Raw genomic sequence first — 26767 nt, forward strand, 5'->3', positions numbered from 1 at the left:
CCCTGTTCAGGCGCTCTCCGAGCGTCCCAGCCGCCAGTAGCCCATGAAGGCCACCGAGGAGCGGTCGACGCCGGTCTCCTGCACCAGGTGGCGGCGGAGCAGCTTGACCATGCCCGCCTCGCCGGCCAGCCACGCGTACAGGCCATCGCCCTTCGGGGCCTCGGGGACCTCCCAGAGGATCTCCGCGTCGACGTCGACGTCCTCCAGCGGGTTCGCGGCGCCGGTGACGGCGCGCTCGGCGGTGAGCGCGCCCAGGGTCTCGCGTACGGCCGGGATGAGCAGGTCGCCGTGGCGGGCTCCCCCGCGGGGCAGCCAGGTGACCTTCACGCCCGGCCGGACGTCGAGCCGGAGCGCGTCGGCGGCCTTCGGGATCTCCAGCAGCGCCGTGGCACGCACGGAGCCGGACAGCGACTCGACGATCGCGGCGATGGCGGGCACGGCCGTCTCGTCCCCGGCGAGCAGCAGGTGCGACGCCCCGGCGGGCGGGGCCCACTCCTGGCCGCCGGTGGGACCGGGGTGGGCGGCGTTGGGGCCGACCACCACGACCCGGTCACCGGGGGAGGCGTGGGTCGCCCATCGGGAGGCGGGGCCGGTCTCGCCGTGCAGGACGAAGTCGACGTCGAGTTCGCGCTGCTCGGGCCGTACGGCGCGGACGGTGTAGGTGCGGATCGGGTTGCGCAGCTCGTCGGGGAGCGCCCGCCACCGCTGGTACCAGTCGGCACCCTCGCCCAGGGGGGTGATGCTGCCGTCGGGCAGCGGGAGGATCACCTTGATCCGCTGGTCGAAACCGTTGTCGGCGAAGCCCGCCAGATCCTCGCCGCCGAAGGTGACCCGCACGAAGCTCGGGCTGAGCCGCTCCGTCCGCAGGACCGCCACCTGGTGGCCGCGATAGGCCGGGACCTCCGCCGCGCGCTCAAGGGTCTGCTCGCCGCCCGCTGTCATCGTGCCGCCTTCACCGAGGGAATGCCGTCCTCAGCAACTTAGCTTTGCCTAACCTTATTGAGCAACCCGTCGTGGCCTGACATGTGGCCATCTGATGCTGTCCGCGGCTGTTCGATCTTTTCGTTCCTGCATGTACCTGCGTGTGCCCAGGTGATCCTGTCGGGTCTCCCCCGTTACGGGCGAGATCGGTCACGCGGCCCGCGCCTCCTCGCCCTCGTGTGTCTCCAGCGTGCCGCGCCGCGACCTTCCCTCCGGGTCCGGCCCGGCGATGCGGGTGCCGGTGCGGCCGAAGACGCCGTCGGCGCGTTCGGGCAGGCTCGCGCGGTACGGCTCGTACGCCCAGCTCGGCCTGCTCACCCGGATCGTCTCGCGGATCCGGGGCGCGCCGTCCGGCCGGTCGCCCGGATGGGACACCAGGGTCGAGGGGAGCGCCTGCCGGTCCGGAGGTGTCTGCGCGCGAGGGAGCGTCTCGGCGACCGGAGGTGCCATGCCGATCCACGGATCGGCGCGTTCCCCCCGCCCGTTCCTCCTGCGATGCCGCCCCGCCGGGACGCGGGAGGCACGAAGGCGCAGCCGGGACAGGACGAACGTGGTGCCGAGGATGAAGGCGAGTAGTCCGGCGATCGCGGCGGTCTCCATGGAGACGGGAAGCGTTGCAGGGGTGTCGGAAGAGGTCGTCGCGCCGGGGGCGAGCGCGGGACGGACCTCGATCCGCCCCGCCACCTGTGGAGCGGTGCCGTCCTTTCCCGGGACGGCCGTCAGTTTCTCCTTGACCTTGCGTGGCAGGCCGTAGCCGACGACCTTGCTCTGGTCGCGGGTCTTACGCTTCAGCCAGACCCGGTCGACGTTCCCCTCGATGGTGTGGATCGTTCCACCGTTCACGCTTTCCACGATGCCGACGTGGTCGATCCCCTTGATGTCCTTGCCACCCGACCAGTCGAAGAAGACCAGGGCCCCCGGCTCCGGCGTCCGTGTCCACGCGCCGTGGTTCTCGAACCAGCGGGCCTGTGAAGGGGTCCAGGCGAACTGCCCCACGTACTCCTGCACCCCCGCCTTCTCCGCCGCCCAGGCGATGAACATCGCGCACCAGGGGGCGGTCCTGTACTGCGGGTCCTGGGCCACGTTGACCGCGTACCACTCGCCGAACTTGCTGTGCTGGCCCGGCCCCTCCCGGTACCCGAGTTCGGGCTTGATGGTCCTGAGCAGATCGTCACCGATCGGATCCATGGCTGTGAGCCACCCCGTCCACTCTCCTTCACCCTTCAGAGAAGGGGGCGCCGTCCGACAAAACTGGACTGTATTCGCAGAAAAATTGAGAAGTGGGGCTATTTGCGGAAAAAGCCGAGCTGAGAGGTCATCCCATACCGGATCCGGTGAAAGGCGGGAAACGCGTCCCGGCAGCACGTAGCATCGTCCGGCCGTCCGCCTCGGTCCCGGCGCGACACCACACCCCGGGTGTCCGGCGACGGATGAGGTCCGGGACGCCGGCGGCTCTCTCACTTTCCGGGCATATCTCGACTCACCCCGTGCTCACCGGTCACACCGGTACGCGTCCCGCCTATCAGAGTCCATCGGGTCGAATAGCATGTGATGGCACGTGCGCGGCATGCGTGGGTGCCGATGCCGAGACCTTTCCCCTTTTCCTCCCGGTCCGGCGGCAATGCGGACGCGAAGGCGGAACGGGTTTCCCATGTTCGACGACAAGACGCAGGAGACTCTCCGCCGCCTCCTGGACCTCGCCGAGCACCCCGCGACCCCGCAGGCCGAGCGCGCCCTGGCCGTCGCACGGGTCCGCGCCCTGATCATGGTGCCCGAGGGCGACGCCCGCCGGGCACCGGTCACCCCGGCGATGGAGGCGGGGATCCTCAGCAGGGTCAGGCCGCTCGCCCACCGGGTCGACGAGGACCTGGTGGGTGAGATACACGGAGACCTCTACGCCTTCAGCACCCGCTACCGGGTGATCGGTGAACTCGCCGATGAGATCGCCCTCCTGCTGGAGCGCTGGAGCGCCGTCGTCCCGCAGAAGCGCCACCGCCACGAGGAGGCCGTCAGGACCGCGGCCTCGAAGCTCGTCTACCTGCTGGAACGCCGAGACCTGTTCCGCAGGCCCAAATGGGGCAACCGCCCGAGAGCCAGATAGGTCTCCGGGGCGGGTCAGCGGTCCGGACCGCCCGGCCGGTCGGCCCCGCGGTCCGGGCGTTCGGCGAGCAGCGGCAGCAGCGGGTTCCAGACGGTCCCGTCCCGGGCGTCGCGCCGCCGCCGCGCGATGGCGCTCAACGCCTCAAGGACCACGCGGTTGGCCAGCGCGGCGGTGATGTCGGCGTGGTCGTAGGGCGGGCTGACCTCCACGACGTCGACGCCGACGACCGGCAGCTCCAGGCAGATGCGCCGTACGGAGTCCAGGAGCTGGCGCGCGGTGATGCCACCCGGCTCCGGGGTTCCGGTGCCGGGGGCGTGACCCGGATCGCACACGTCGATGTCGACGGACAGGAAGACGCCGTCGCACTCGTCGACGGCGATGGCGAAGGCCTCGGTCAGGCACTCGTCCAGGCCCCGGTGCACGATCTCGGTCATCTCGTACGAGCGCATCGCCCGTTCGGCCATCCAGTCCAGCGTCTCCGGCGGCGGCCAGTAGCCGCGCAGGCCGACCTGCAGGAAACGGTCGCCGCGCAGTGCCCCCGACTCGATGAGCCGGCGCATCGGCTGCCCGTGGCCCCACAGCGAGCCGAACTCGATGTCGCCGGTGTCCGCGTGGGCATCAAAGTGGATCATCGAGATCCGGCCGTGCCCGAGGACGTTGGCCACCCCCTTGGCGTCGGGGAAGGCGATCGAGTGGTCACCGCCCAGGATCACCGGGATGGCCCCCGAACGGACGACCTTCTCGACGGCGGACTCCAGCGCGGCCAGTGACGTCGCGATGTCGCCCGGCGGCATCTCGACGTCACCCGCGTCCAGGACGCGCAGGTCGCGCAGACCGTCGGTGCGCAGCGCCAGGCTGGGGCGCGCCCCGTCGTGCGGCAGGTAGTCGGTCATCCGGATCGCCTGCGGTCCGAAGCGCGCGCCGGGCCGGTGTGAGGTGCCGCCGTCGAACGGCGCGCCCACGATCACGACGTCGGCGCCCGCGTAGGTCGCGGGATCGTCCAGTGAGCACCGTTCGACGCCGAGGAAGGTGATGTCGGGCCCGAACTGGGGCCCGTAGCGGTTCGTCACTGTTCCTCCGGCGGGAAGGTCCCGGCCCGCGCGTGTCGCGGCCCGTCGCCGCCGGGCACGGCTCGCGGGGTGGCTCCGGCCACCCCGCAGGAGATCGTCATCGAGAACTCCACCCGGTCAGGTCCATCGGACCAGCCAGCATAACCAGACAAGTCAGGACATGGGTCGGCCGTGCTGTCTGTCCGGAGGGCTTCGGCGATCCCGGGCGAGAGGGCGCAAGGCACGCTGAGGCGCGGTGAAGGCCGGGAGGTCGATGGTGGCCGTGGCCCGGGGAGACTTTCCGCCCGCGCGAGGCACGACCTCGCGCGATCCGGCGATTCGTCCCGGGGCCACGGCGTGTGAACTGGCGGATCCCGGATGCCCGGCGAGGAAGGGAAGCCGGCCACCGAGAGATGAATGGGACCCGCCAGAGCTCTCCGTCGACGCGCTGACCGGGAGTGCGACCGCGACGCTGCGGTACGCACAACCGTGACGGTAAGCAGCCCTGGGCGGGTGCCTCAATGATGTTGCCGGATGTTGCGCGGAATTCCGCCCCGGCGCGGCGGACACCGCCTCGGGGGTTCACCGCCGATCGATATGTCCCTCGAGCGGCTCACGGCCGCACGATACGCCGAGAAGAACCCTCACGACGGAGTCGCGAGGTCCGAGGGCCGGACTCCGCCGGTGTCATGGCGGCCGGGCGGGGCCGGTCGGGGCCGGTCGGGGGGCAGGGCCCGTCCGCGGTGTCACCTGCCGGTGGGCTCACCGGTGGGGTCGTCGGCCTCGCTCTCCGGCGCGGGATCATCGCCGGCGCCAAGCTCCTTGCGCAACCGGTCAAGATCCATGCTGTGGCTGCTGTACTTCAGCTCACGGGCAACCTTCGTCTGCTTAGCCTTGGCTCGGCCCCGTCCCATTGGCTGTACTCCCTCGCGCAGGCCGTGCTCGGCCCCTCGTCACTGTCGCATCGCCGGCTGGCGCGCTCTGACGCCGCAGGTCAGTCTGCGGTAGCCGTACCAAGTATCCCGCTTCGCGGTCGATCCGTCATCGATCGGGCTCGAACCGGCCGCGGGCCCTGGTGGAAAACGGCCTTCGCCATCATAGCCAACGTCATTACGATTTGAAGAATTATGCAATTTGCCACATCATGAGGAACGGTGTGCCGATAAAACCAGACGCCGGGGAGTGACCTGATCCACGGGAGGTGGGGGACATGAGCGAGTTCGCGGCGGAGCTACGGGCACGCATCGCCGATGTCGACGGCGAGCTGGAGCTCATGCGCCAGGCCTTCGACGACCACGCGATCGAGGTCCTGTCCGGGCGCCTGGAGAACCTGTTGCGCATCGCCGACCAGCACGGCGTCGACGTACGACACGCCGGTGGCGGGCCTGCCGCCGGAGCTGCGTGATCATGCCGGTGCCGCTGCACCAGGCCAAGGCCGAATTCTTCCGCACCCTCGGCCATCCGGTCCGCATCCAGGTCCTGGAGCTTCTCCAGGACGGCCCCCGGCCGGTGCGGGACCTGCTGAGCGCCATCGACGTCGAGGCCTCCAACCTCTCCCAGCAACTCGCCGTGCTGCGCCGCGCGGGAGTCGTGACCGCCACCCGGGACGGCGCCACCGTCGTCTACGCCCTGTCCACCAGGGACCTGGCCGACCTGATGTCCGTGGCGCGATCGATCCTGGCCGAGGTTCTCGCCGAGCAGGGCGAGCTGCTCGCCGAGCTGCGCGCCGAGGCCGGCAGATGAACGGGGCCCTGCCCGAGCGCGACGGCGAGCCTCGCCGAGGCGTCGTCCGCGGGTGAGCCCGGCTCCGAGCTCGCTGTCGGGCCCGCCGTCCGATCCGCGGCCGGGATCGTCGTCTCAGTCCGTCACGGCGGTCTCGGGGTCATGGCCGTAAAGCCAGGCGCTCTGCCGGAGCGGACTACTGGCGGCCAGGGTCGCGTCGCGTTCCAGCTGGGCGGGCCCGTCGGGCAGATGGTTCAGCACCTCGCGGCCCCGGCTCATCAGCTGCACCTGCGAGGCCCGGGGCCTGCGGATCCTCTCGTAGCGGGCCAGCGCCTCCGCCGCCGTCTCGCGGGTGGCCTCGCGCAGGCAGATCGCGAGCACCACCGCGTCCTCGACCGCCTGGGCGGCGCCCTGACCGAGGAAGGGCAGCATCGAGTGGGCGGCGTCCCCCAGCAGGGTCACCCGCCCCGACGTCCAGCGTTCCAGGGGAGAGCGGTCGTACAGGGCCCAGCGCTTGGTCGCGGTGGCCGCGTCGATCAGCCCTCTCAGCCGAGGGTCCCAGGTCTCGAACTCGCCCCTCAGGTCCTCAAGCCGCCCGTCGGCCGTCCACGACTCGACGCGCCACTCGCCCGCGGGCACGATCGCGACGACGTTGATCAGCTTTCTGTCCCTGATCGGGTAGTGGACGAAGTGGCGCCCCGGCCCCAGCCAGAGCGTCTGCACCCGGCGCACCGACAGCTCAGGGGCCCGTTCGGCGTCGATGAGGCACCGGTAGGCGCAGAGCCCGGAGAAGCGCGGGGGCTCCTCGTCGACGACCGCAGGCCGGACCGCCGAGTGGATGCCGTCGGCGCCGATCACCGCGTCGGCGACCACCGTCGCCTTCGCGTCTGTGGCAGTGCCGAAGGTCAGCTCGACCCCGTCAGGGTCCTGCCTCAGCACCTCCAGTCGCCGATCTGTCCTGATGACGTCCTCGGGCAGCGCCTTCACCAGCATGTCGAGCAGGTCGGCGCGGTGCGCGACGTAGAAGTCGCTGCCGTACAGCCGCCGGCACTCCTCGCCCATCGTCTGGGAGGCCAGCACCCGGCCGTCCTCCCAGCGCCTCAACTCCCAGGCGGCATCCATGGGGACGGCGAAGGAGGCCAGTCGCTCGCCGAGTCCGGCACGCACCAGGGGGCGGACCATGTTGGGACTCACCCCGATCCCCGCTCCCACCTCGCGCAGCTCGGCGGCCTGCTCGTACACGACGGCCTCGACACCGGCCTGCCGCAGGAGCAGGGCGGCGGTCAACCCGCCGAGACCTCCGCCGACAATGGCGACCTTCACTCAGGGGCTCCTCTCGTCGGATGGCGTCTCACCCCGAGGTACCGCTGTGCTGCCGGGGCGGCGTCCCGATGCTCCCGGCGATGTGAACCGCGGCGACTTCGAACGCGTCCGTACGGCACTCTCGGCTCACCCGGAGATCTTCGTCTATTCCATCCCGATCCGGTAGAGGGAAGGCGCTGTCGATCATGGCGAGGCGAGGTCCGGTGTTTCGACGCGCCTGCCCCGATTGGTCCCGGTACGCCGTCGTGCGCGTGGTGCGCCCGCGCCGCGCGATGTGACGAACGTGTTCGCCGTATCGGGGTTTGAACGCCTCAGCCGAGGAACTGTCGATGTATGGACGCACTCGCGCATGTCGACGCCTACTGGCGCGCGGCCAACTATCTGTCGGTCGGTCAGATCTATCTGCTGGACAACCCGCTGCTGACCGAGCCGTTGCGGCCCGAGCACATCAAGCCGCGGCTGCTGGGACACTGGGGGACCACCCCGGGACTGAACTTCTGTTTCGCCCACCTGAACCGGATCATCACCGAACGCGACCAGGACATGATCTACATCGCCGGTCCGGGTCACGGCGGCCCGGCGGCGGTGGCGCACGCCTGGCTGGAGGGTTCCTACACCGAGTGCTATCCCGACATCTCCCGTGACGGGGAGGGGATGCGGCGGTTGTTCCGGCAGTTCTCCTTTCCCGGTGGCATTCCCAGTCATGTGGCGCCCGAGACGCCCGGTTCGATCCACGAGGGAGGGGAGCTCGGGTACGCGCTGGCGCATGCCTACGGGGCCGCGTTCGACAACCCGGAGCTGGTGGTCGCGAGTGTCATCGGGGACGGGGAGGCCGAGACCGGGCCGCTCGCGGCCAGCTGGCATTCCAACAAGTTCCTCGATCCAAGGCGTGACGGCGTGGTGCTGCCGATCCTGCACCTGAACGGCTACAAGATCGCCAATCCCACCGTGCTGGCCCGCATCCCGGAAGAAGAGCTCCTCGCGTTGATGGAGGGGTACGGATACCGTCCGCACGTGGTGGCCGGGGACGAGCCCGAGGCGATGCACGCGCTCATGGCCCAGACGCTGGAGACGGTCTGGGAGCAGATCGCCGACTACCGGCGGGGGCGGGCCGAGCGGTTGCCGATGATCGTTCTGCGGACGCCGAAGGGGTGGACCGGTCCCGAGCGGGTCGACGGCCTGCCGGTGGAGGGCACCTGGCGCTCGCACCAGGTCCCGCTGTCGGGGGTGCGCGACAACGCCGAACACCTGGCGATGCTGGAGGAGTGGATGCGCTCGTACCGGCCACAGGAGTTGTTCGACGCCGACGGGCGGCCGGTGGCCGAGATCCTGGACACGGTGCCCGAAGGACCACTGCGGATGAGCGCCAACCCGCACGCCAACGGCGGCGAACTGCTGCGGCCGCTGGCGCTCGGCGATTTTCGCGAGCACGCGGTCAAGGTCACCTCACCGGCCACCGCGAGCAGTGAGCCCACCCGGGTACTGGGCGAGTTTCTGCGCGAGGTCATCGCCGCCAACCCCGAGACCTTCCGGCTGATGGGCCCCGACGAGACCGCCTCCAACCGGCTGCAGGCGGTCTTCGAGGTCACCGGCCGCGCCTGGAACGCCGAGATCCGCGACGGCGACGACCACCTCCAGGCGGGCGGCCGGGTCATGGAGGTGCTCAGCGAGCACCTGTGTCAGGGCTGGCTCGAGGGCTACCTGCTGACCGGCCGCCACGGATTGTTCAACTGCTACGAGGCGTTCATCCACATCATCGACGCGATGTTCAACCAGCACGCCAAGTGGCTGGAGTCCTCGCGGAAGATCGGCTGGCGTCGTCCGGTGGCCTCGCTGAACTATCTGCTGTCGTCGCACGTGTGGCGCCAGGACCACAACGGCTTCTCCCACCAGGACCCCGGTTTCCTGGATGTGGTGATGAACAAGAAGGCCGAGGTGGTGCGGGTGTATCTGCCGCCGGACGCCAACACGCTGCTGTCGACGGCCGATCACTGCCTGCGCTCGCGCGACTACGTGAACGTGATCGTGGCGGGTAAGCAGCCGGTGCTGGATCTGATGGGGATGGACGAGGCGATCGCGCACTGCACCCGAGGGCTGGGCATCCTGGAGTGGGCCAGCACCGACGCCGGCGTCGAACCGGACGTGGTGCTGGCGTGCGCGGGCGACGTGCCCACCCTGGAGACGCTGGCGGCGGCCGCGCTGCTGCGTGAGCATCTGCCCGAACTGCGGGTCCGGGTGGTCAACGTGGTGGACCTGATGCGGTTGCAGCCGCCGTCGGAGCATCCGCACGGCATGTCGGACGCGGACTTCGACACGGTGTTCACCGCCGACCGGCCGATCATCTTCAACTTCCACGGCTATCCGTGGCTGATCCATCGCCTGACGTACCGGCGCAACGGTCACGAGAACATCCACGTGCGCGGTTACAAGGAGGAGGGCACCACGACCACGCCGTTCGACATGGTCATGCTCAACGACATCGACCGGTTCCACCTCGTGATGGACGTCATCGACCGGGTTCCCGGGCTGGCCGAGCGGTCGGCGCACCTGCGCCAGCACATGGCCGACGCCCGCCTGACCGCCCGGGCCTACACCCGTGAGCACGGTGAGGACCTGCCCGAGATCCGCGACTGGACCTGGCCCCACTAAAGGGACCCGTCCCGGCGCCCCGCGTCCGTTCTCGGACGGGTGCGGGGTGCCGGGACGGGAGATCTGGGAGATCATCGTCGTGCGCAGACCATAAGTCCTCCTGTTCAGGGACTTTCGCCGCTGACGCCTCCAGGACCGCCTTGCGATGCTCGTCGTGAGGAGGTGCGTCATGAAGGTCAGGGAAGTCATGGGCGGCACGGCGATCGCGGTGCGGCCGGAGGCGACGTTCACCGAGATGGTCGACGCCATGCGACGCTTCAAGGTCGGCGCGCTCACCGTCATCGACGCCGACGACCATCCCATCGGCATGGTCTCCGACGATGATCTCCTGCTCAGGGAGACCGATTCGGGCGCGCGCGCCGGCGGCGTCTTCGACAGTCACAAAAGACGCCAGGAGCACCGTAAGGCCGCGGGCGGCACGGCCAGGCAGATCATGACCACCCCCGCGATCACCATCACGAAGGACACCGCCGTGCGGGACGCGGCACGGCTGATGCACCGGCATCGGATCAAGCAGCTACCGGTGATCGACGCGGTCACCGGGCGTATCACCGGCACCGTTCACCAGAGCGATCTGCTCCAGGTCTTCGCCCGCCCGCCCGAGGAGATCGAACGCGAGGTCGCCGAGGTCCGTGACCGGCTCGCCGTCGCCCCGGAGGCGATGAGCGTGGCCGTCGAGGCGGGGGTGGTCACGCTGAGGGGACGGCTCCCCTTCCGGTCGCAGATCGCGCCCCTGGTCGCGGCGGTCGGCGAGATCGAGGGTGTCCTCAAGGTCGAGAACGCCCTCACCTGCCGATCCGATGACCTCGTTCCCGTTCCGCCGTTCCTGTGACAGGAGTGAGACCATGGACAAGGGGAAGATCATGAACGTCCGCACCGGCGAGGAGATCACCTCGGTGATCCGCACGGCGCTCCAGGCCGCCACGTGGGCGCCGTCGGTGCACAACACCCAGCCGTGGTCTTTCGGTGTCGATGGCGACGAGATCGCGTTGCGCGCCGACAGCGACAGGAAACTGCGGATCGGTGACGCCGCCGGCAGGGAGATGCTGATCAGTTGTGGCGCGGCCCTGATGAACGTGCGGCTCGCGCTGCGCGCGCTCGGCTACGAGCCGCACGTGCGCGTGCTGCCCGACCCCGACCGCCCGGCGCTGCTGGCCACGATACGGCCGGGAGCGGCCATACCCGCCGACGAGAGCGCCCGGCTGCTGTATGCCGAGATCGAGCGTCGCCGCACCCACCGGGCCGGTTTCACCGAACTGCCCGTCCCGGAGCGTCTTGTCGAGACGCTGGTGGCCGAGGCGGACGGTGAGGGGGCGCGGCTGACACCGGTCCGCTCCGAGGCGGCGATCCGGGTGCTCGCCGCGATCACCTGCGCCGCCCAGGACGCGCAGTCGCAGGACCGGGCGCTGTCGCTGGAGCTGATCCGCTGGGCGCGGCCGCCGGGTAGCGCCCGCGCGGACGGGGTCCCGGCCGAGGGCTACCCGCGCACTCCCCGGCGGACCCGCCCGCACTTCGCCCAGCGTGACTACACCCACGGTCATCCCTGGGGCAACGAGAGCGACCAGTTCTTCTCCGTCTCCACCGGTGTCGTGGCGGTCCTGACCACGAAGGGCGACTCCCGCGAGGACTGGATCACGGCCGGTCAGGCGTTGCAGCGCGTCCTGCTGCGCGCCTGCGCCCACGGTCTCAGCGCGGCCTTCCACACCCAGGCTCTGGAGATGTTTCACCTGCGGGAATTCCTGCGACAGGAGCTGTGCTCGCAGGAGTATCCCCAGATGATCATGCGTCTGGGCGTCACCTTCGACGAGGGCAAGGGAGTCCGCCGGCCGGTCACCGACATGCTGGAAGAACGCTGACCGAACCGCGAGGCGGCCAGGAAAGCCGTGGACGCGCGCGTCCGGCGGCGCCGCCGGGTCGCGCGGGGTCGTCGGCAGGCGTGTCGTGCCGCGGAGCCGCCCTCGCGGGATGGGCAACGGTGATCGTCGGCGCTCACCCGGCCCGGTCGACGCCCCTGTGCACCCGAGCCGCGCGGTCGACGAGCTCACGCAGTGCGCTCTCGTCGACGTCGTCGAGCCTTTTCAGGTAGAGACAGCCTTTTCCGGCTTTGTGCGGACCCAGCCGGGTGAGCACCGATGCGTAGCGCTCCTCGAACCCGCCCACCAGGTAGACGACGAGATGCTGCTTTCGCGGCGAGAAGCCCACCAGGGGCCACTCGTCCGTCCTCCCGCTCTCGTAGGTGCGACGGTAACTGCCGAAACCGACGATGCTCGGACCCCACATCACTGCGGGCTCACCGGTCACCTCGCACAGGATCGCGCGCAGGCGCTCCGCGTCGGCTCGCCGGCGTGGGTCGGGGACCGTGGCCATAAAGTCGTCGGCGCTCACGCCGGTCGGAACCGTCACCGGCTGTTTCGATGTCGCCATGGAGGCATGCTGCCACGCCGGTACGACAAAAACCTCGTGAGGGACCGGGCCCGCCGCGGGGGCGGTTCCCTGTGACAATTGGTGGCATGGACAAGATCGCTCAAGCTCTGTCCGAGGTCGGGCCTCGCCTCAAGCGGCTCAGGATCCAGCGCGAGATCACCCTCGCCGCGCTGTCCGAGGCGACCGGGATCTCGAAGAGCACGCTGTCTCGCCTGGAGTCCGGGCAGCGCAAGCCGAGCCTGGAGTTGTTGTTTCCCATCGCCCTGGCCCACCAGGTGCCGCTGGACGAGTTGGTCGGCACGCCCGAGGTGGGCGATCCCAGGGTCCGGCTCACGCCTCGCCGCGCGCACGGCCGGACCGTGGTCCCGCTCACCCGTCAGCCGGGGGGCATCGCCGCCTGGAAGATCATCGTCCCCGCGGACCAGACCGAGCCCGATCCCAGGGTTCACGAGGGCTATGAGTGGCTTTATGTGCTCTCCGGCCGGTTGAGGCTCGTGCTGGCCGACCACGACCTCGTGCTGGTCGCGGGTCAGGTCGCCGAGTTCGACACCCGGCTCCCGCACTGGTTCGGCAGCGCGGGGGCGGGGGCGGTGGAGATCCTCAGCCTCTTCGGTCCCCAGGGGGAGCGCATGCACGTCCGCGCCCAGCCCAGGGCCAAAGAGTAGTGCCGCGGGGGAGGGTTTCCCGGGGCCGGTGTCGCGGAGGGCGGGTGCCGACGAGAAGTGAGTGAATCGTCGCGGTCGGTGCCGTCGGGGCTTCCCGGCGGGCCCGGACGTCCTGGGGCGCACGGTCGGGCTCCCGTCGCGCCGCTCCGGGTGAGACTTTTTGTTAGCGTTAACATCTCACGTCGGTTTTCACGCCGCCTTCTTGGAAAATTGTGCTCTTGGGAGAACGTCTCGCGAAGGAAGGATGCGCGCCGCCGGGTGGCGGTGCGGCAATCGCGATGCGAGAGGCGGCCTGGTTACCGATATGTTTCAAACACGAGTTTTGTCGTTAACGTAACCGCTGTCAATACCCTTTTTCCGCTCTCCGGGCTCGCGGTGGCACCGAACCGGTATCGGGGTGGGGGTGCGGAGCGCATGCCCGTGGTGGTCGGGGGAGAGCCGCGGATCGCCGTCCCGTGCCGCCGCCCTCCGCGCGTTTTCCGGCGTTTCCGGTGAGCGGGTATCCCGGTCCGGCTCCGTGTCCAGGTGGGCTCTCCCGGAGCCGGGAGTCATGGTGAGTAATGTCCTTGCCCGTGGCAGTGGATGGTCGAGGTCTAGCAGAGCCCAGGTTTCCGGTGTGATTAGACCGTAATAAGGCGACCGCTTGACGGCACGGTTGTTAGCGTTCACAGTCTTGTCCAACGCAAGATGAGGAGCGGCCGTGCAGACAGGTGTGGAGCTCCAACCGCCGGTGACGGCCGAGGCGAGCATGTCGCGCCAGACGGTCGCCCGGCTACACAACGGACCTTCGGGCGCGTGGGAGAAAACACGCGACCGGAGACTGCGGAACTGTGAAGTGGCGCGGTATCGACGTGCCGTCATAGCAGGTCCAGGCGTCGGGCGTGGTGCGCGGACATCCATCGCGTGCCCTCGATCGCCTTGCGGGTGAGCGGCGCTTCGTCGACGCGGCCGTCAACCCGGACGACCGGCGCCAATCATGGTCCTCCGTTCAAATGTTAACGCTCACATAGAAGGACATCCCCCCATGTTCCGAAAGATCTCAGCGCTCGTCCTGGCGGGCGTCATGGCCGCGGCGATGACGGGTTGCAGCAGTACGGAAGGACCGGACACCGCCGACGCCGGCGGCGCCGGAGCCGGTGCCAACGACACGATCGTGATGGGCTTCTCCCAGGTGGGTGCCGAAAGCGGGTGGCGCACCGCCAACACCAAGTCGGTGCAGGAGTCGGCGAAGAGCGCCGGCATCGAGCTGAAGTTCTCCGACGCCCAGCAGAAGCAGGAGAACCAGATCAAGGCGATCCGGTCCTTCGTCCAGCAGAAGGTCGACGTCATCGCGTTCTCGCCGGTGGTGGAGTCCGGCTGGGACACCGTGCTGAAGGAGGCGCAGAACGCCAAGATCCCGGTGATCCTGACCGACCGGGCGGTGGACTCCGCGGACAAGACCCTGTACAAGACCTTCCTCGGCTCCGACTTCGTGGAGGAGGGCAGGAAGGCCGGCCAGTGGCTGGTGGAGGAGTACAAGGACTCCACCGACCCGGTGAACATCGTCGAACTCCAGGGCACCACCGGTTCGGCCCCGGCCAACGACCGCAAGGAGGGCTTCGGTGAGGTGATCGCGGCCGACTCGAAGTTCAAGATCGCCGCCTCGCAGACCGGTGACTTCACCCGGGCCAAGGGCAAGGAGGTCATGGAGGCGTTCCTGAAGTCCACTCCGGACATCGACGTGCTGTTCGCGCACAACGACGACATGGGGCTGGGCGCCATCGAGGCGATCGAGGGCGCGGGCAAGGTGCCGGGCAAGGACATCAAGATCATCACCATTGACGCCGTGAAGGACGGGATGCAGGCCCTGGCCGACGGGAAGATCAGCTACATCGTCGAGTGCAGCCCGCTGCTCGGCCCCCAGCTGATGGACCTGGCCAAGAAGGTCGTCGCCGGTGAGCAGGTCCCCGAGCGCGTGGTGACCGAGGAGACCACCTTCACCCAGGAGCAGGCGAAGGAAGCCCTCCCCAACCGCCAGTACTGAGCCGCCCACCTGGGAAAGAGAGGAGAGCGCGGCATGGACCAACCGGCACCGATCGTACGGATGAGCGGAATCGGCAAACGATTCCCCGGCGTCAAGGCCCTGGACGATGTCGGCTTCCGTTTGCTGCCGGGCGAAGTGCACGCGCTGATGGGAGAGAACGGCGCGGGGAAGTCGACACTGATCAAAGTCCTGACCGGCGTGTACGGCGTCGACGAGGGCGAGATCGAGCTGGCCGGGAAGCCTGTCGCCTTCTCCAGTCCGTCCGCCGCCCAGCAGGGCGGTATCAGCACGGTCTACCAGGAGGTCAACCTGTGCGGGAACCTCTCGGTGGCGGAGAACATCTTCGTGGGCCGCGAACCCCGCCGCTTCGGCCGCATCCGGTGGCGGGAGATGCGCCGCCGGGCCGATGAACTGATGGGCGACCTGGATCTGCGCATCGACGTGTCGGCGCCGCTGGCGTCGTGCTCGCTGGCCGTTCAGCAGATGGTGGCGATCGCCAGGGCGGTCGACATCGAGGCCAAGGTGCTGATCCTCGACGAGCCGACCTCCAGCCTGGACGCCGGCGAGGTGGCCCAGCTGTTCCGGGTGATGCGCCGGCTGAAGGACAAGGGCATCGCCATCCTGTTCGTCTCGCACTTCCTCGACCAGATCTACGAGATATCGGATCGCATGACGATCCTGCGCAACGGGAAGCTCGTGGGGGAGTACCTCACCCGCGAGCTCTCCCAGGTCGATCTGGTCGCCAAGATGATCGGGCGGGAGCTGGCCGATCTGGAGAAACTCGAAGGAAAGCCGCCCGCTCGGGTCGCGGAGCCGCTGGTGGAGGCGAGCGACCTCGGGCGGGCGGGCGGTGTCAGCCCCTTCACGCTCACCATCAGGCAGGGTGAGGTGATCGGGCTGGCCGGGCTGCTCGGCTCCGGCCGTACCGAGCTGGCGCGCCTGCTGTTCGGCGCCGACCACGCCGACAGCGGCTCGCTGCGGGTCGAGGGCAAGCGGGTCGCGCTGCGCACACCGAGGGCGGCGATGAACCAGAAGATCGCCTTCTGCTCGGAGAACCGCCGGGCGGAGGGACTCGTCGACGAGCTCACGGTGCGGGAGAACATCGTCCTCGCGCTGCAGGCCGATCGCGGCTGGAGCAGGCCGCTGTCCCGGCGCAAGCAGGACGAGCTGGTCGCCAAGTACATCACCGCGCTGAACATCCGGCCCGGTGATCCCGAGCAGCCGGTCCGCACCCTCAGCGGCGGCAACCAGCAGAAGGTGCTGCTGGCCCGCTGGTTGATCATGGAACCCCGGCTGCTCATCCTCGACGAGCCCACCCGGGGGATCGACGTCGGCGCGAAGGCGGAGATCCAGCGGCTGGTCGTCGAGTTGTCCGACGGTGGCATGGCCGTGCTGTTCATCTCCGCGGAGCTGGAGGAGGTCCTGCGGCTCAGTCACCGGGTCGGGGTGCTGCGCGACCGTACGCTGATCGCCCAGCTCGACAACGACGACGCGCTCACCACCGATGTCCTGATGCAGAAAATCGCGAGTGGAGCACCGGTATGAGCACTGTGGGAAACGGCACCTCCGGTGCCCTCGGCGCGCTGACGCGGCACCGGCTGTTCTGGCCCGCCGTGATCCTGGGCGCGCTGCTCGCGCTCAACGTGGTGTTCACCGACAACTTCCTGAACGTGCAGATGAGGGACGGCCACCTCTACGGCAGCCTCATCGACATCCTCCGCTTCGGGGCGCCGCTGATCCTGGTCTCGCTGGGCATGACGCTCGTCATCGCCACCGGCGGCATCGACCTGTCGGTCGGATCGGTGGTGGCGATCAGCGGGGCGCTGGCCTGCATGCAGATCAGCGACCTGACCGACCAGAACGCCGTCGGCGGCGTGCTGTCGGCGATCGGCCTCACGCTGTTGGTGATACTCGTGCTCGGGGCCTGGAACGGGTTCCTGGTGGCCGCCATCGGCATCCAGCCGATCATCGCGACACTGATCCTCATGGTCGCGGGACGGGGCCTGGCCCAGCTGATCACCGACGGGCAGATCATCACGATCAACAGCAGCCCGTACAAGCTGATCGGCGGTGGCTACTGGCTCACGCTGCCGTTCGGCATCCTCATCGTGATCGCGCTGATCGCGCTGACCGCCTTTCTCACCCGGCGGCTCGCACTGGGCATGTTCATCGAGGCGGTCGGCGGCAACGCCGAGGCCAGCAGGCTGTCGGGGATCCGCTCCCGGGGCGTGCTGATCGTGGCGTACACCTTCTGCGGGCTGTGCGCGGGCATCGCGGGTCTGATGATCAGTTCCAACGTGTCCAGTGCGGACGGCAACAACGCCGGCCTGTGGATCGAGCTGGACGCCATCCTGGCCGTCGTCATCGGCGGCACCTCGCTGGCGGGCGGCCGGTTCTCGCTCAGCGGCACCGTGCTGGGGGCCCTGATCATCCAGACCCTGACCACCACGATCTACTCGATCGGTGTGCCGCCCGAGACGACGCTGCTGTTCAAGGCCCTCGTGGTGACCATCGTGTGCCTGCTGCAGTCGCCCGCCTTCCGGCAGAAGGTGTTCGGGGGGAACAGACGTCCTGCCCCACCGCCTCCGGTTCCCAAGGAGGAGCACGGCCGCCCCTCCGCAGGTCCGGGCGCCGTCGCCGAGCAGGCGCGGGAAGAGGGCGGGCAGGCACGGGAAGAGACGGTGAGGAACAGATGACGACGGACACCATCACGGCCGGTCCCGCCGGGCGGTTCGCGATCCCCCGCAGGTACGTTCCGGTCGCGGTGACCGCGGGCCTGCTCATCGCGATGTTCACGGCCGGCGGCATCCGGTACGAGGGGTTCGCCAGCGGCCAGGTGATACTCAACGTCTTCGTCGACAACGCTTTCCTGCTCGTCGTCGGCGTCGGCATGACGTTCGTGATCCTCGCCGGCGGCATCGACCTGTCGGTGGGCGCGGTGGTGGCGCTGTCCACGATGATCACGGCCAGCCTCGTCACGAACCAGGGCTGGCCGGCGCCGGTGGTGATCGTGCTGGTGCTGGCCGTCGGCGCGGCGCTGGGAGCAGGGATGGGGGCGATCATCCATTACTTCCAGGTCCAGCCGTTCATCGCGACCCTCGCCGGGATGTTCCTGGCGCGCGGGCTGTGCTACACGATCGGCACCGACTCGATCCCGATCACCGACGGTCTCTTCACCGCCTTCGCGCAGACCAGGATCGACCTGGTCGGAGAGATGTGGATCTCGCCCAGCGTGGTGATCGCCACGGTGGTGGTGCTGATCGCCGCGTACGTGCTGCACTACACGCGTCTGGGCCGCACGGTCTACGCCGTCGGCGGCAGCGAGCAGTCCGCGCTGCTCATGGGTCTCCCCGTGGGACGAACGAAGATCGCCGTCTACACGATCAGCGGGCTGTGCTCCGCGCTCGGCGGGATCCTGCTGTCCTTCTACATGCTGTCCGGGTACGGCCTGCACGCCGTCGGCATGGAACTGGACGCCATCGCGGCCGTGGTCATCGGCGGCACGCTGCTCACCGGCGGCTCCGGGTATCTCTTCGGCACCGTTCTGGGCATCCTCGTCCTCGGTCTGACCCAGACGATCATCAGCTTCGAGGGTACCCTCAGCTCCTGGTGGACCAAGATCTTCATCGGCCTGTTGCTGTTCGCCTTCATCCTGCTGCAGCGGCTCATCGGCGTCCGGCGGACCTGAGGAGGCGACGACCGGCTCTCAGCCGCCCCGGACGACGCGGCTGAGAGCCTGGATGAGGTCGGGATCTTCAAGCTCGGAGGTTGCCCGGGCGGGGCCTCAGAGTTTGCCGAGCCCGCGGGCCAGAATGGTGGCGGTCTTCGCGATGGCCTTGTCGTCGGTGGCGAGGCCCGGAGTGCGGTTGGTGTAGATCGCCATGATGACGGGAGCGACGCCCTTCTTGGGCCAGATGACGGCGATATCGTGCCCGCCGCCGAATCCGTCGGAGTTCGTGCCGGTCTTGTCGCCGATCTTCCAGGTCTTGGGCAGGCCCGCCCGGATGCGCCTGTCTCCCGTCGTGTTCGCGACCAGCCAGGTGTTCAGCCGTTCCCGGTCCTTGGCGTTGAGGGCGTTCCCCGCCGTGACCGCGCGCAGGGTACGGCCCATGGACGCGGGCGTCGTGGTGTCGCGCCTCTCCTTGGGACTCCAGTTGTTGAGCTCGGTCTCCCACCGGTCCAGCCGGGAGATCGGGTCCTTCAGCGTCCGGAAGTAGCGGGTCAACCCGGCGGGACCGCCGATCTGCCTCAGCAGCATGTTGGCCGCGGTGTTGTCGCTCCGGGTGATGGTCGCCTCGCACAGCCGCGCGACGGTGAGCCCGTCGTCGGTGTGCTTCTCGGTGACCGGCGAGCCGGGCTTCACGTCGGCGGCCGTCCACTTGACGACCTTGTTCATCAGGCCGGGCTCAACGGTGCGCGCCCTGTGCAGCACGCCCGCGCAGAGGGGCGCCTTGAAGGTGGACAGCAGCGGGAAACGCTCACCGGCCCGGTACGTCACCGTCTTGCCGGTGGCCGTGTCCACGGCGTACGCGCCGATCCGGCCCTTGAAGGACGTCTCCAGCGCGCGCAACTCCTTGAAGACCCGCTCGGCAGCCGCCGGTGTCGTCACCGGCGGAGCGGAGGTCGCGTGGGCTGCCGAGGGGGCACCTGCCACAGGGATGAGCATGAGTGAGGCCAGCGCCGAGAGGGTGGCGCGTCGAACGGAACGAGTGAGCATGCGATGCCTTCCGGCGGTCGATGGGATTCGTTGAGAGTCTCGCGCTGGCGTTTGATGCCGTCAAAGACAGAAGTGGCCGATTCCATGCTGAAATGGCATACGCTTGCGGCGTGGACGTCGTCGGAGCGTGCAGAGCGTTCGTCAACGTGAGCGAGCGGGGGAGCTTCACGGAGGGCGCGGCGGCCACCCGGGTGCCGCAGTCGGTCGCGAGCCGCCGCATCGCCGCCCTGGAGACTCACCTCGGGGAGCGGCTGTTCGATCGGTCGTCGCGCGGAGCGAGGCTCACGCAGTTCGGCCGTGACATGCTGCCGTGGGCGAAGCGTCTCGTGCGCCTGGTGGACGACATGGAGCACGAGGCGAAACGAGCCAGGCGCAACCCCCTTCGCCTCGTCGTTCCCGACGTCTGCACCACGCGCGATCTGGCACGGCTCGACGCGGAGGCGCGTCGCAACGGCGTCTACCTCGACCTTCAGGCCGCCGCCCCGGCCGGGCGGACGGAACTCGTCCGCTCTCGTGAGGTCCGCGCCGCCCTCGCGGCGGTACCGCCGAGCGACGCGACCTGGTCGGTGAGGCTCGGACTCGCCGGTGCCACGGACCAGATCGCGGACACCGTCTACGTCGAGACCCTGCGGGCCGGTCGAGCCGCGCGGTCGTCGCGCAGGAGCCGGGTCTGGATCCAGCCCGAGGACGACGTCCCCCACATCCGCGACCGGATGTTCCGGATCCGGGACGCCGTCGGTCTCCAGCCCACGCAGGTCACCGTCTCCACCGCGCTCGCCGCCGCCACCGCCGAGGTCCTCGGCTCGACGGATCTCCTTTTGTGCTCGTCCAAGCAGGCCGAGGAACTGGGTTTGCACTGGCGCCCCATCGGTGAGATCCAGCCCGTCCGCGGATTCGATGTCGTCGCCGCCGTCAGGGACGACGCGGAACGCATCCGTACCCGGCTGTGGCACGCGATCGCCCGCTGCCTGGGCGCGCACGACCAGGACGGAGGGACGCCGTGAACGTCGAGACCCTGATCCGCGAACTGCGAGGAACGCTCGACGACGCCGGACTGAACGGATCGTTCTTGGTCCGGGACCTGCGTTCCGGCGAGGAGATCGGTATCGAGCCGGATCTGGAGTTCCCGATCGCCTCGGTCGTCAAGATCCCGCTCGCCGTCGCGACGCTCGAACGCATCCGCAGGGGCGAACTCGACGGTTCCACCCAGGTCATCGTGCGACCGGGCGGGATCACCACCTCGGGGCCGACCGGGCTGAGCAGGTTCCGGCACCCGGCCCGGATCGCCATCGACGACCTGCTCTACCTCAGCATCGCCGTGAGCGACAACATCGCGGCGGACGCGCTGTTCACCTTCACCCCGCCCGCCGAGGTCTCGGCGCTGCTGCACGGACTGGGGCTTCAGGGCATCGCGGTGCGTCACACCATGCGGGAACTCTCCGAGACCCCGACGGCACGCCTCGACCCGACAGACGCCCATCTGGCCCATTTCCTCGCCATCGAAGCGGGTACGGCCGGGCGAGGACATCGCCTCCCGCTCCTGGACGTGACCCACGCGAACTCGGGAACCGCGCGAGCGCTGATGGAACTCCTGCAGGCACTGTGGACGCCGTCCCGGATCGACGCCGGCGTCAGCGAGCGCGTACGGACCCTCATGGCCGACAACGTGCTGCGGCATCGGCTGGCACCCGATTTCAGTTCCGACGCCTCGAAGTGGTCCTCGAAGACCGGAACGCTTCTCAACCTCCGCCACGAGATCGGCGTCGTCGAGCACGCCGACGGCCAGGTCTTCGGAGTCGTCGTGCTCACCGAGTCTCGTGTGCCGGCCATCGACCAGCCCGGGGCCGAGGCGCTCATGGCGCAGGTCGCGCGTACACTCCGCGATCGGCTACGACACCTGTGAGCGGCGCGGCGAGGTCGTCGGTGTGGTGATGGGGGCCGGGGCGTCGACGGACCGGCCGCGGGCATCGGGCGTGGTGACGTGGGGCGAGGGCGGGGATCTGCGCGCCCGATACGCCATGACCGAGAAGGCCGCCGTGGCGCGTTGCGACGGACCGGGCGCCGGCGCCGGTTCCCCCTCCGGGCGGCGAAGGTGCTTTGACAGGAAAGTCAGGGATAAACATACTCGGATGCGAATAGTGAACTAGAGTTCGCAGAGCGAACGCATGACGGGACGGAGTGTCGTGCGCAGGGACAAGGTGGTCGCCGACGCCGCGGAGGCGCTGGCGGACGTGCGCGACGGCGCGTCGTTCGCGGTGGGCGGGTTCGGCCTGAGCGGCATCCCGAACGTGCTGATCCAGGCCCTGTACGACACGGGCGTACGCGGCATCGGCGTGGTGTCGAACAACTGCGGAGTGGACGGCGGCGGCCTGGGCGTCCTGCTCGCGGCCGGGCGGATCGGCCGGGTGACGGCCTCCTACATCGGTGACAACAAGGAGTTCGCCCGCCAGTATCTGAGCGGGGAGCTGGAGGTGGAGCTGACCCCGCAGGGCAGCCTGGCCGAGCGGCTGCGCGCAGGAGGCTGCGGCATCCCCGCCTTCTACACCCCGGCCGGGGTCGGCACGCCGGTCGCCGAGGGCGGGCTGCCGCTGCGGCACGGCCCGGACGGCTCGGTGACGCTCGCCTCGCCGCCCAAGGAGGTGCGCGAGTTCGGCGGACGGGACCACGTGCTGGAGTACGGCATCACCACCGACTTCGCGCTGGTGCGGGCGGCCAGGGGAGACCGGTACGGCAACCTCGTGTTCAACAAGGCCGCCGCGAACTTCAACCCGCTGGCCGCGATGGCCGGACGGATCACGATCGCCGAGGTCGAGGAGCTGGCCGAGCTCGACCCCGACGAGGTCCACCTGCCGGGCGTGTTCGTCCAGCGCGTCGTGCGGCTCACCCCGGAGCAGGCCGCCGACAAGGCCGTCGAACGGCGCACCACCTCCGCTCCCGCCTCCCCGGGGGAGGACGCCTCATGAGCTGGAGCCGTGACCAGATGGTCGCACGCGCGGCGGCCGAGCTGCGCGACGGCGACTACGTCAACCTCGGCATCGGCCTGCCCACCCGCATCCCCTCCTTCCTGCCGGCGGAGGTGGACGTGATCCTGCACTCGGAGAACGGCATCCTGGGTGTCGGCCCCTACCCCGCTCCCGGCGACGTCGACCCCGACCTGATCAACGCCGGCAAGGAGACCGTGACCGTGCTCGCGGGCGCGTCGTTCTTCGACTCCTCGCTGTCGTTCGGCATGATCCGCGGCGGGCACATCGACGTGGCGGTGCTGGGCGCGATGCAGGTCTCGGCACGCGGCGACCTCGCCAACTGGATGGTCCCCGGCAGGCTCGTGAAGGGCATGGGCGGCGCGATGGACCTGGTCCACGGCGCCCGCAGGGTCATCGTGATCATGGAGCACACCGCGAAGGACGGCTCGCCGAAGATCGTCGAGGAGTGCTCGCTGCCCCTCACGGGCAAGGAGTGCGTGCACCGGATCATCACAGACCTCGGAGTCCTCGACGTCACGGGGCAAGGACTGGCGCTGGTGGAGACCGCGCCCGGGGTGAGCCCGGCGCAACTGCGCGATCGTACGGGCGCGCGGGTGAGAGGGTGAGGACGGTCTTCGCCGAGGACGCCGTACGCGCACCGTCCGGCCGTCAGGGCGCCGACGATCCCGCCGCGTACGACACCAGGACCCTCGCGTCCGGCTCCGGCCGGAGTCCGGCCCTCGTTCCCGGAAGGTAGGAGTTCATGTCAACACCGCCCACGCAGGCCGACATCGACCGCGAGATCGCCGAGCTCCGCGAGCTCCGCGTAGCCGGGGACGGCGGGGAGAGGCACCACCCGTCCCGCGACTACGCCCCCTACCGCAGCACCGCGCTCCGTCACCCAGGGCAACCGCTGATCGCGCTCAAGGACCCGGACGCGGCCGAACTCACCGGGCCGGTCTTCGGCGTCACCGACGTCACCGCGCTCGACGCCGACCTGACCAGGCAGCATCTCGGCGAGCCGCTGGGCGAGCGCATCACCGTGCACGGCCGCGTCCTGGACAGGAACGGGCGCCCGGTGCGCGGCCAGCTCGTGGAGATATGGCAGGCCAACGCCTCCGGCCGCTACCCGCACCAGCGCGACGACCACCCGGCCCCGCTCGATCCCAACTTCACCGGGGTGGGCCGCTGCCTCACCGACGGCGACGGCGGCTACGCCTTCACCACGATCAAGCCCGGCGCCTACCCGTGGCGCAACCACGTCAACGCCTGGCGTCCCGCGCACATCCACTTCTCCGTCTTCGGCACCGCCTTCGCCCAGCGCCTGGTCACCCAGATGTACTTCCCGAACGACCCGCTGTTCCCCTACGACCCCATCCTCAACTCCGTGACCGACGACCGGGCCAGGCAGCGCCTGGTCGCCGCCTACGAGCACGACCTGTCCGTCCCCGAGTGGTCCCTCGGCTACCGGTGGGACATCGTCCTGGACGGCCCCGCCGCCACCTGGACGGAGGAGAGCCGTTGACGTCCTCCCCAGGGCCGAAGCCCGGGGTCTCCGCGCTCAAGGAGTTTCGATGACCCCCACCCCCTCGCAGACCGTCGGCCCCTTCTACGGCTACGCGCTCCCGTTCCCCGGCGGCGGCGACATCGCGACCGGCGGGATCATCGTGCACGGCCACGTCTACGACGGCGCCGGCGCCCCGGTGCCGGACGCGCTGCTGGAGTTCTGGCAGGCCGCCCCGTCCGGCGACCTCACCGGCGCGCCGGGCACGTTGCGCCGCGACGCGGTGAACGGCGCGGTCCTCGGCAGGAACGGTGTCGACTTCACCGGCTTCGGCAGGGTTCCCACCGACGCCGACGGCCGCTGGACGCTGCGCACCCTCGTGCCGGGCAACGGCTACATCAGCGTGTGCGTGTTCGCCCGCGGCCTGCTGCACCACCTCTACACCCGGATCTACCTCGCCCACGACGCCTTCCTCGACTCGATGCCGTCCGAGCGCGCGCACACGCTGCTGGCCACGCCGGAGCGAGAGGGCGTCCACCGCTTCGACGTCCATCTGCAGGGCGAGAAGGAGACGATCTTCTTCGACCTCGGCTGAACACCGGCCGTCCACCGCGAGCGAGTCCGTCCGCCCCGCGGTGCGTGACACCCGGCGCGAGAAGCACCTCCACGGTCACGGCGCCGGGAGGTCGCGGTCACCCGCGACCCCACCGGCGCCGCGCGATCAGAGGGACCTGTACATGATGTGCAGTCCGACGTAGCCCTTGTCCGGATGCTCGAAGCCCTCCGGCAGGGTCGCCAGCACCTCGAAGCCCAGCGAGCGCCACAGTGCCACCGCCCGGGTGTTGGTCTCCACGACGGCGTTGAACTGCATCGCCCGGTAGCCCTCGGCGCGCGCCCACTCCAGGACGTGCTCGCCCAGGGCCCGCCCGACGCCGCGCCCGGCGTGGCCGGGGTCGACCATGAAGCTCGCGCTGGCGATGTGCGAGGCGGGCCCCATGTGGTTGGGATTCATCTTGGCCGAGCCCAGGACGGTCCCGTCGGTGTCGACGGCGACGACCGTGCGGCCCGGAGGCTCGGGAAACCACATCTCCCGGGCCCGCTCCTCGCTGACGTCGCGGTCCCAGGTGTAGGTCTCACCGGCGGCCACGATCCGGTGGAGGAAGGGCCAGATCGCCGGCCAGTCGCCGGGCGTCGCATCTCTGATCGGCACGACGTCCAGCATGCTGTCCGAGGTGGTGGAGCCACAAACCGTTTTTCGCGGGAAAGCGGGAAAGCGGGGGCGGTCCGGCGCGGGCAGCGCGCCACCGCTTCCACCGCGGCATGGGCTGTCCGTCTCACCGGCCACCCGTCGCCGTGATCGGCTCCGTGCGCCGGGTCCGCAGGGCCCAGCGCACGGCCGGTCCCGTGGCGAGGCCTGCCAGCAGGAACAGGCCGCCGAGCACCAGCCAACCCGGAGTTCCCCAGGTGAGGATCAGCGTCGTGAGCAGTAGGGGGCCGAGCATCCTGGCGACCGCCGCACCGGATCCGAAGAAACCCTGGTACTGGCCCTGCCTGTCGGCGGGGGCGAGATCGAACCCGATCTCCCAGGCGCCGGAGGCGTGCGCCATCTCGCCGAACACCTGCAGACAGGCCGCGAGGAGCAGGACGAACGCGGCGGCCCACGCCGAGGACCAGGCCGACGACAGGGCGAACACCGCGCACGCGGCGAACAGCACCGCACCTGCCCGCCGTACGGACCGGGAGGCGGTCTCCAGATCCGTGACCCGCCGGGCCACCCGTACCTGGAACAGCACGACGCCCAGGGTGTTGAGGACCAGCAGGGCCGAGACCGTCCAGCTCGGGGCCTCGGTCCGCTGGACGATCCACAGGGGGATGACCAGGCTGAGCAGCGGCATGTTCAGCAGCGTGACCATGTTGAGCAGGGAGACGAGCGCGTACGGCCTGTCCCTGAGCACCGCCAGTGCCGGTTCGCCCGCCGGCGCGGCCGCGGTGGGCGGCACCGGGGGAAGACGGAGCAGGATCAGGGCCGAGAGCAGGAAGCTCAGCGCGTCCATCGCGAGGACCGTCAGGTAGGCGGCCCGGGTGTCGAGGTGCAGTGCCACCCCGCCGAGCGCGGCGCCGACCGCCAGCCCGGCGTTCGCCGTCGCCTGCAGGTGGGCCCGGATCCGGGTGCGCCGGCCCCTGTCCACCAGCCCGGCGAGCAGCGCCTGCCTGGCCGCGGCGAGACCGCACTGCGAGGTCGCGTACAGGCAGGCGACCAGCACGAACCAGGGAAAGGAGCGGACGAACAGAAACGAGCCCACCGAGGCGGCGGTGGCGACGGCGAGCAGGACCGCCGTGCCGCGAGGTCCACGGCGGTCGGCGAGGTGGCCGAGCGGGACCCCCGCCACGAAGCCGACGGCCCAGCCGAGTGTGAGCGCGAAGCCGACCTGGGTCGGCGAGAGTCCCACGATCCGGATGAAGTAGAGCGCCGAGCACACGTAGTACGCGCCGTCCCCGATGGAATTGGTGAGCTGCGCGAGGGCGAGGACTCTGGGCGGCCCGGCAGGGGGCATGATCCGGCTGAACACGGGACTCCTCGGTCGCTACGTGGCCGACATGGCTCCTCGCCGGCCCAGGGGCAACCCTAGGGAGCCGATTGACCCC

At 69.8% G+C, this 26767-nt stretch carries 27 protein-coding genes; 18 read left to right on the plus strand and 9 right to left on the minus strand.

Annotated features, from left to right (window positions below; translation table 11 throughout):
- Positions 1–6 precede the first annotated feature (6 nt).
- On the minus strand, positions 7–942 hold the full coding sequence (locus ACFY3V_RS30290; RefSeq protein ID WP_362901049.1) for a siderophore-interacting protein: 936 nt from the start codon (positions 940–942) through the stop codon (positions 7–9).
- 189 nt (positions 943–1131) lie between these two features.
- Positions 1132–2169 carry a CHAP domain-containing protein gene (locus ACFY3V_RS30295; protein WP_362901047.1) on the minus strand — a complete coding sequence of 346 codons (1038 nt, stop codon included), beginning with the start codon at positions 2167–2169 and terminating at the stop codon, positions 1132–1134.
- Between the two features lie 463 nt (positions 2170–2632).
- Between ACFY3V_RS30295 and ACFY3V_RS30300 the strand changes: the two genes are divergently transcribed.
- On the plus strand, positions 2633–3082 hold the full coding sequence (locus ACFY3V_RS30300; protein ID WP_362901045.1) for a hypothetical protein: 450 nt from the start codon (positions 2633–2635) through the stop codon (positions 3080–3082).
- Between the two features lie 14 nt (positions 3083–3096).
- Here the strand turns inward: ACFY3V_RS30300 and speB are convergent, their stop codons facing one another.
- Together speB and ACFY3V_RS30310 are read right to left on the minus strand one after the other, a co-directional pair.
- Positions 3097–4152 carry an agmatinase gene (speB, locus tag ACFY3V_RS30305; protein WP_389778238.1) on the minus strand — a complete coding sequence of 352 codons (1056 nt, stop codon included), beginning with the start codon at positions 4150–4152 and terminating at the stop codon, positions 3097–3099.
- Between the two features lie 725 nt (positions 4153–4877).
- Positions 4878–5045 (minus strand): DUF3073 domain-containing protein, encoded by a 168-nt coding sequence (locus tag ACFY3V_RS30310; protein ID WP_350946212.1) that lies wholly within the window; start codon positions 5043–5045, stop codon positions 4878–4880.
- A 296-nt stretch (positions 5046–5341) separates the two neighbouring features.
- Between ACFY3V_RS30310 and ACFY3V_RS30315 the strand changes: the two genes are divergently transcribed.
- Entirely contained in the window at positions 5342–5536 is a 195-nt protein-coding gene (locus ACFY3V_RS30315; RefSeq protein ID WP_350946211.1) for a hypothetical protein, read from the plus strand.
- Positions 5537–5538: 2 nt separating this feature from the next.
- Complete coding sequence (locus ACFY3V_RS30320) at positions 5539–5874, plus strand: metalloregulator ArsR/SmtB family transcription factor (protein ID WP_350946379.1); 336 nt, start codon at positions 5539–5541, stop codon at positions 5872–5874.
- Between the two features lie 114 nt (positions 5875–5988).
- Here the strand turns inward: ACFY3V_RS30320 and ACFY3V_RS30325 are convergent, their stop codons facing one another.
- A complete protein-coding gene (locus tag ACFY3V_RS30325; protein WP_389778241.1) occupies positions 5989–7176 on the minus strand; it encodes an FAD-dependent monooxygenase in 1188 nt (395 codons plus the stop codon).
- Between the two features lie 333 nt (positions 7177–7509).
- Here ACFY3V_RS30325 and ACFY3V_RS30330 point away from each other — a divergent pair, with 333 nt between their 5' ends.
- The 3 genes from ACFY3V_RS30330 (at position 7510) to ACFY3V_RS30340 (ending at position 11681) form a co-directional block, all read left to right on the plus strand.
- Positions 7510–9825 (plus strand): phosphoketolase family protein, encoded by a 2316-nt coding sequence (locus ACFY3V_RS30330; protein WP_362901039.1) that lies wholly within the window; start codon positions 7510–7512, stop codon positions 9823–9825.
- A 169-nt stretch (positions 9826–9994) separates the two neighbouring features.
- Entirely contained in the window at positions 9995–10657 is a 663-nt protein-coding gene (locus ACFY3V_RS30335) for a CBS domain-containing protein (RefSeq protein WP_362901037.1), read from the plus strand.
- 13 nt (positions 10658–10670) lie between these two features.
- The gene (locus tag ACFY3V_RS30340) at positions 10671–11681 is read left to right on the plus strand and encodes an Acg family FMN-binding oxidoreductase (protein ID WP_362901035.1); all 1011 of its coding nucleotides are present in this window, start codon (positions 10671–10673) and stop codon (positions 11679–11681) included.
- A 133-nt stretch (positions 11682–11814) separates the two neighbouring features.
- On the opposite strand, the gene ACFY3V_RS30345 is transcribed toward ACFY3V_RS30340, so the two are convergent.
- Positions 11815–12249 (minus strand): DUF1801 domain-containing protein, encoded by a 435-nt coding sequence (locus ACFY3V_RS30345; protein ID WP_362901033.1) that lies wholly within the window; start codon positions 12247–12249, stop codon positions 11815–11817.
- An 86-nt stretch (positions 12250–12335) separates the two neighbouring features.
- Here ACFY3V_RS30345 and ACFY3V_RS30350 point away from each other — a divergent pair, with 86 nt between their 5' ends.
- The 5 genes from ACFY3V_RS30350 to yjfF all read left to right on the plus strand — a co-directional run bounded on the left by ACFY3V_RS30350 (position 12336) and on the right by yjfF (position 18625).
- Positions 12336–12914: an XRE family transcriptional regulator gene (locus tag ACFY3V_RS30350; protein WP_350946205.1), complete on the plus strand. Its 579-nt coding sequence runs from the start codon at positions 12336–12338 to the stop codon at positions 12912–12914.
- Positions 12915–13938: 1024 nt separating this feature from the next.
- A complete protein-coding gene (locus ACFY3V_RS30355) occupies positions 13939–14937 on the plus strand; it encodes an ABC transporter substrate-binding protein (RefSeq protein ID WP_362511165.1) in 999 nt (332 codons plus the stop codon).
- 33 nt (positions 14938–14970) lie between these two features.
- Positions 14971–16482 carry a sugar ABC transporter ATP-binding protein gene (locus tag ACFY3V_RS30360; protein WP_362901030.1) on the plus strand — a complete coding sequence of 504 codons (1512 nt, stop codon included), beginning with the start codon at positions 14971–14973 and terminating at the stop codon, positions 16480–16482.
- Positions 16479–17633, plus strand: coding sequence for an ABC transporter permease (locus ACFY3V_RS30365; RefSeq protein WP_389778247.1), 1155 nt, complete (start codon positions 16479–16481; stop codon positions 17631–17633). The genes ACFY3V_RS30360 and ACFY3V_RS30365 overlap by 4 nt, the downstream gene beginning before the upstream one ends.
- A complete protein-coding gene (gene yjfF, locus ACFY3V_RS30370) occupies positions 17630–18625 on the plus strand; it encodes a galactofuranose ABC transporter, permease protein YjfF (RefSeq protein ID WP_389778249.1) in 996 nt (331 codons plus the stop codon). Before ACFY3V_RS30365 ends, yjfF begins: the two co-directional genes overlap by 4 nt.
- Before the next feature lie 96 nt (positions 18626–18721).
- Here the strand turns inward: yjfF and bla are convergent, their stop codons facing one another.
- Positions 18722–19546, minus strand: a complete 825-nt coding sequence (bla, locus tag ACFY3V_RS30375; protein WP_362901024.1) for a class A beta-lactamase — start codon at positions 19544–19546, stop codon at positions 18722–18724.
- Positions 19547–19764: 218 nt separating this feature from the next.
- On the opposite strand from bla, the gene ACFY3V_RS30380 reads away from it, so the two are divergent.
- From ACFY3V_RS30380 to pcaG, 7 genes are all read left to right on the plus strand, one after another.
- On the plus strand, positions 19765–20658 hold the full coding sequence (locus tag ACFY3V_RS30380) for a LysR family transcriptional regulator (protein ID WP_362901022.1): 894 nt from the start codon (positions 19765–19767) through the stop codon (positions 20656–20658).
- A complete protein-coding gene (locus tag ACFY3V_RS30385) occupies positions 20655–21557 on the plus strand; it encodes a serine hydrolase (RefSeq protein ID WP_350946198.1) in 903 nt (300 codons plus the stop codon). The genes ACFY3V_RS30380 and ACFY3V_RS30385 overlap by 4 nt, the downstream gene beginning before the upstream one ends.
- Before the next feature lie 262 nt (positions 21558–21819).
- Entirely contained in the window at positions 21820–22617 is a 798-nt protein-coding gene (locus tag ACFY3V_RS30390; RefSeq protein ID WP_362901020.1) for a CoA transferase subunit A, read from the plus strand.
- Entirely contained in the window at positions 22614–23243 is a 630-nt protein-coding gene (locus ACFY3V_RS30395) for a CoA transferase subunit B (RefSeq protein ID WP_362901018.1), read from the plus strand. Before ACFY3V_RS30390 ends, ACFY3V_RS30395 begins: the two co-directional genes overlap by 4 nt.
- Entirely contained in the window at positions 23240–23374 is a 135-nt protein-coding gene (locus ACFY3V_RS30400; protein ID WP_389778253.1) for a hypothetical protein, read from the plus strand. Before ACFY3V_RS30395 ends, ACFY3V_RS30400 begins: the two co-directional genes overlap by 4 nt.
- A gap of 6 nt (positions 23375–23380) precedes the next feature.
- Entirely contained in the window at positions 23381–24142 is a 762-nt protein-coding gene (pcaH, locus tag ACFY3V_RS30405; protein WP_362901016.1) for a protocatechuate 3,4-dioxygenase subunit beta, read from the plus strand.
- 49 nt (positions 24143–24191) lie between these two features.
- Positions 24192–24716 (plus strand): protocatechuate 3,4-dioxygenase subunit alpha, encoded by a 525-nt coding sequence (gene pcaG / locus ACFY3V_RS30410; RefSeq protein WP_362901014.1) that lies wholly within the window; start codon positions 24192–24194, stop codon positions 24714–24716.
- Between the two features lie 126 nt (positions 24717–24842).
- Here pcaG and ACFY3V_RS30415 read toward each other — a convergent pair whose 3' ends face one another.
- On the minus strand, positions 24843–25331 hold the full coding sequence (locus ACFY3V_RS30415; RefSeq protein ID WP_362901012.1) for a GNAT family N-acetyltransferase: 489 nt from the start codon (positions 25329–25331) through the stop codon (positions 24843–24845).
- A 124-nt stretch (positions 25332–25455) separates the two neighbouring features.
- Entirely contained in the window at positions 25456–26691 is a 1236-nt protein-coding gene (locus ACFY3V_RS30420; protein ID WP_389778256.1) for an MFS transporter, read from the minus strand.
- Between the last annotated feature and the right edge of the window lie 76 nt (positions 26692–26767).

Origin of the sequence: Streptosporangium sp. NPDC000095 (assembly GCF_042899335.1) — a bacterium.
In the GTDB taxonomy this organism is placed as follows: Bacteria; Actinomycetota; Actinomycetes; order Streptosporangiales; family Streptosporangiaceae; genus Streptosporangium.

What these genes read in the sequence shown, in the direction of transcription:
- ACFY3V_RS30345 (WP_362901033.1), bottom strand. Translation starts at nt 12,249, where the DNA reads ATGGCGACATCGAAACAGCCGGTGACGGTTCCGACCGGCGTGAGCGCC.
- ACFY3V_RS30340 (WP_362901035.1), top strand. Translation starts at nt 10,671, where the DNA reads ATGGACAAGGGGAAGATCATGAACGTCCGCACCGGCGAGGAGATCACC.
- ACFY3V_RS30330 (WP_362901039.1), top strand. Translation starts at nt 7,510, where the DNA reads ATGGACGCACTCGCGCATGTCGACGCCTACTGGCGCGCGGCCAACTAT.
- ACFY3V_RS30355 (WP_362511165.1), top strand. Translation starts at nt 13,939, where the DNA reads ATGTTCCGAAAGATCTCAGCGCTCGTCCTGGCGGGCGTCATGGCCGCG.
- ACFY3V_RS30350 (WP_350946205.1), top strand. Translation starts at nt 12,336, where the DNA reads ATGGACAAGATCGCTCAAGCTCTGTCCGAGGTCGGGCCTCGCCTCAAG.
- ACFY3V_RS30315 (WP_350946211.1), top strand. Translation starts at nt 5,342, where the DNA reads ATGAGCGAGTTCGCGGCGGAGCTACGGGCACGCATCGCCGATGTCGAC.
- ACFY3V_RS30310 (WP_350946212.1), bottom strand. Translation starts at nt 5,045, where the DNA reads ATGGGACGGGGCCGAGCCAAGGCTAAGCAGACGAAGGTTGCCCGTGAG.
- ACFY3V_RS30335 (WP_362901037.1), top strand. Translation starts at nt 9,995, where the DNA reads ATGAAGGTCAGGGAAGTCATGGGCGGCACGGCGATCGCGGTGCGGCCG.
- pcaH (WP_362901016.1), top strand. Translation starts at nt 23,381, where the DNA reads ATGTCAACACCGCCCACGCAGGCCGACATCGACCGCGAGATCGCCGAG.
- ACFY3V_RS30300 (WP_362901045.1), top strand. Translation starts at nt 2,633, where the DNA reads ATGTTCGACGACAAGACGCAGGAGACTCTCCGCCGCCTCCTGGACCTC.
- pcaG (WP_362901014.1), top strand. Translation starts at nt 24,192, where the DNA reads ATGACCCCCACCCCCTCGCAGACCGTCGGCCCCTTCTACGGCTACGCG.
- ACFY3V_RS30390 (WP_362901020.1), top strand. Translation starts at nt 21,820, where the DNA reads ATGACGGGACGGAGTGTCGTGCGCAGGGACAAGGTGGTCGCCGACGCC.
- ACFY3V_RS30365 (WP_389778247.1), top strand. Translation starts at nt 16,479, where the DNA reads ATGAGCACTGTGGGAAACGGCACCTCCGGTGCCCTCGGCGCGCTGACG.
- ACFY3V_RS30395 (WP_362901018.1), top strand. Translation starts at nt 22,614, where the DNA reads ATGAGCTGGAGCCGTGACCAGATGGTCGCACGCGCGGCGGCCGAGCTG.
- ACFY3V_RS30360 (WP_362901030.1), top strand. Translation starts at nt 14,971, where the DNA reads ATGGACCAACCGGCACCGATCGTACGGATGAGCGGAATCGGCAAACGA.
- ACFY3V_RS30290 (WP_362901049.1), bottom strand. Translation starts at nt 942, where the DNA reads ATGACAGCGGGCGGCGAGCAGACCCTTGAGCGCGCGGCGGAGGTCCCG.
- ACFY3V_RS30320 (WP_350946379.1), top strand. Translation starts at nt 5,539, where the DNA reads ATGCCGGTGCCGCTGCACCAGGCCAAGGCCGAATTCTTCCGCACCCTC.
- ACFY3V_RS30295 (WP_362901047.1), bottom strand. Translation starts at nt 2,169, where the DNA reads ATGGATCCGATCGGTGACGATCTGCTCAGGACCATCAAGCCCGAACTC.
- yjfF (WP_389778249.1), top strand. Translation starts at nt 17,630, where the DNA reads ATGACGACGGACACCATCACGGCCGGTCCCGCCGGGCGGTTCGCGATC.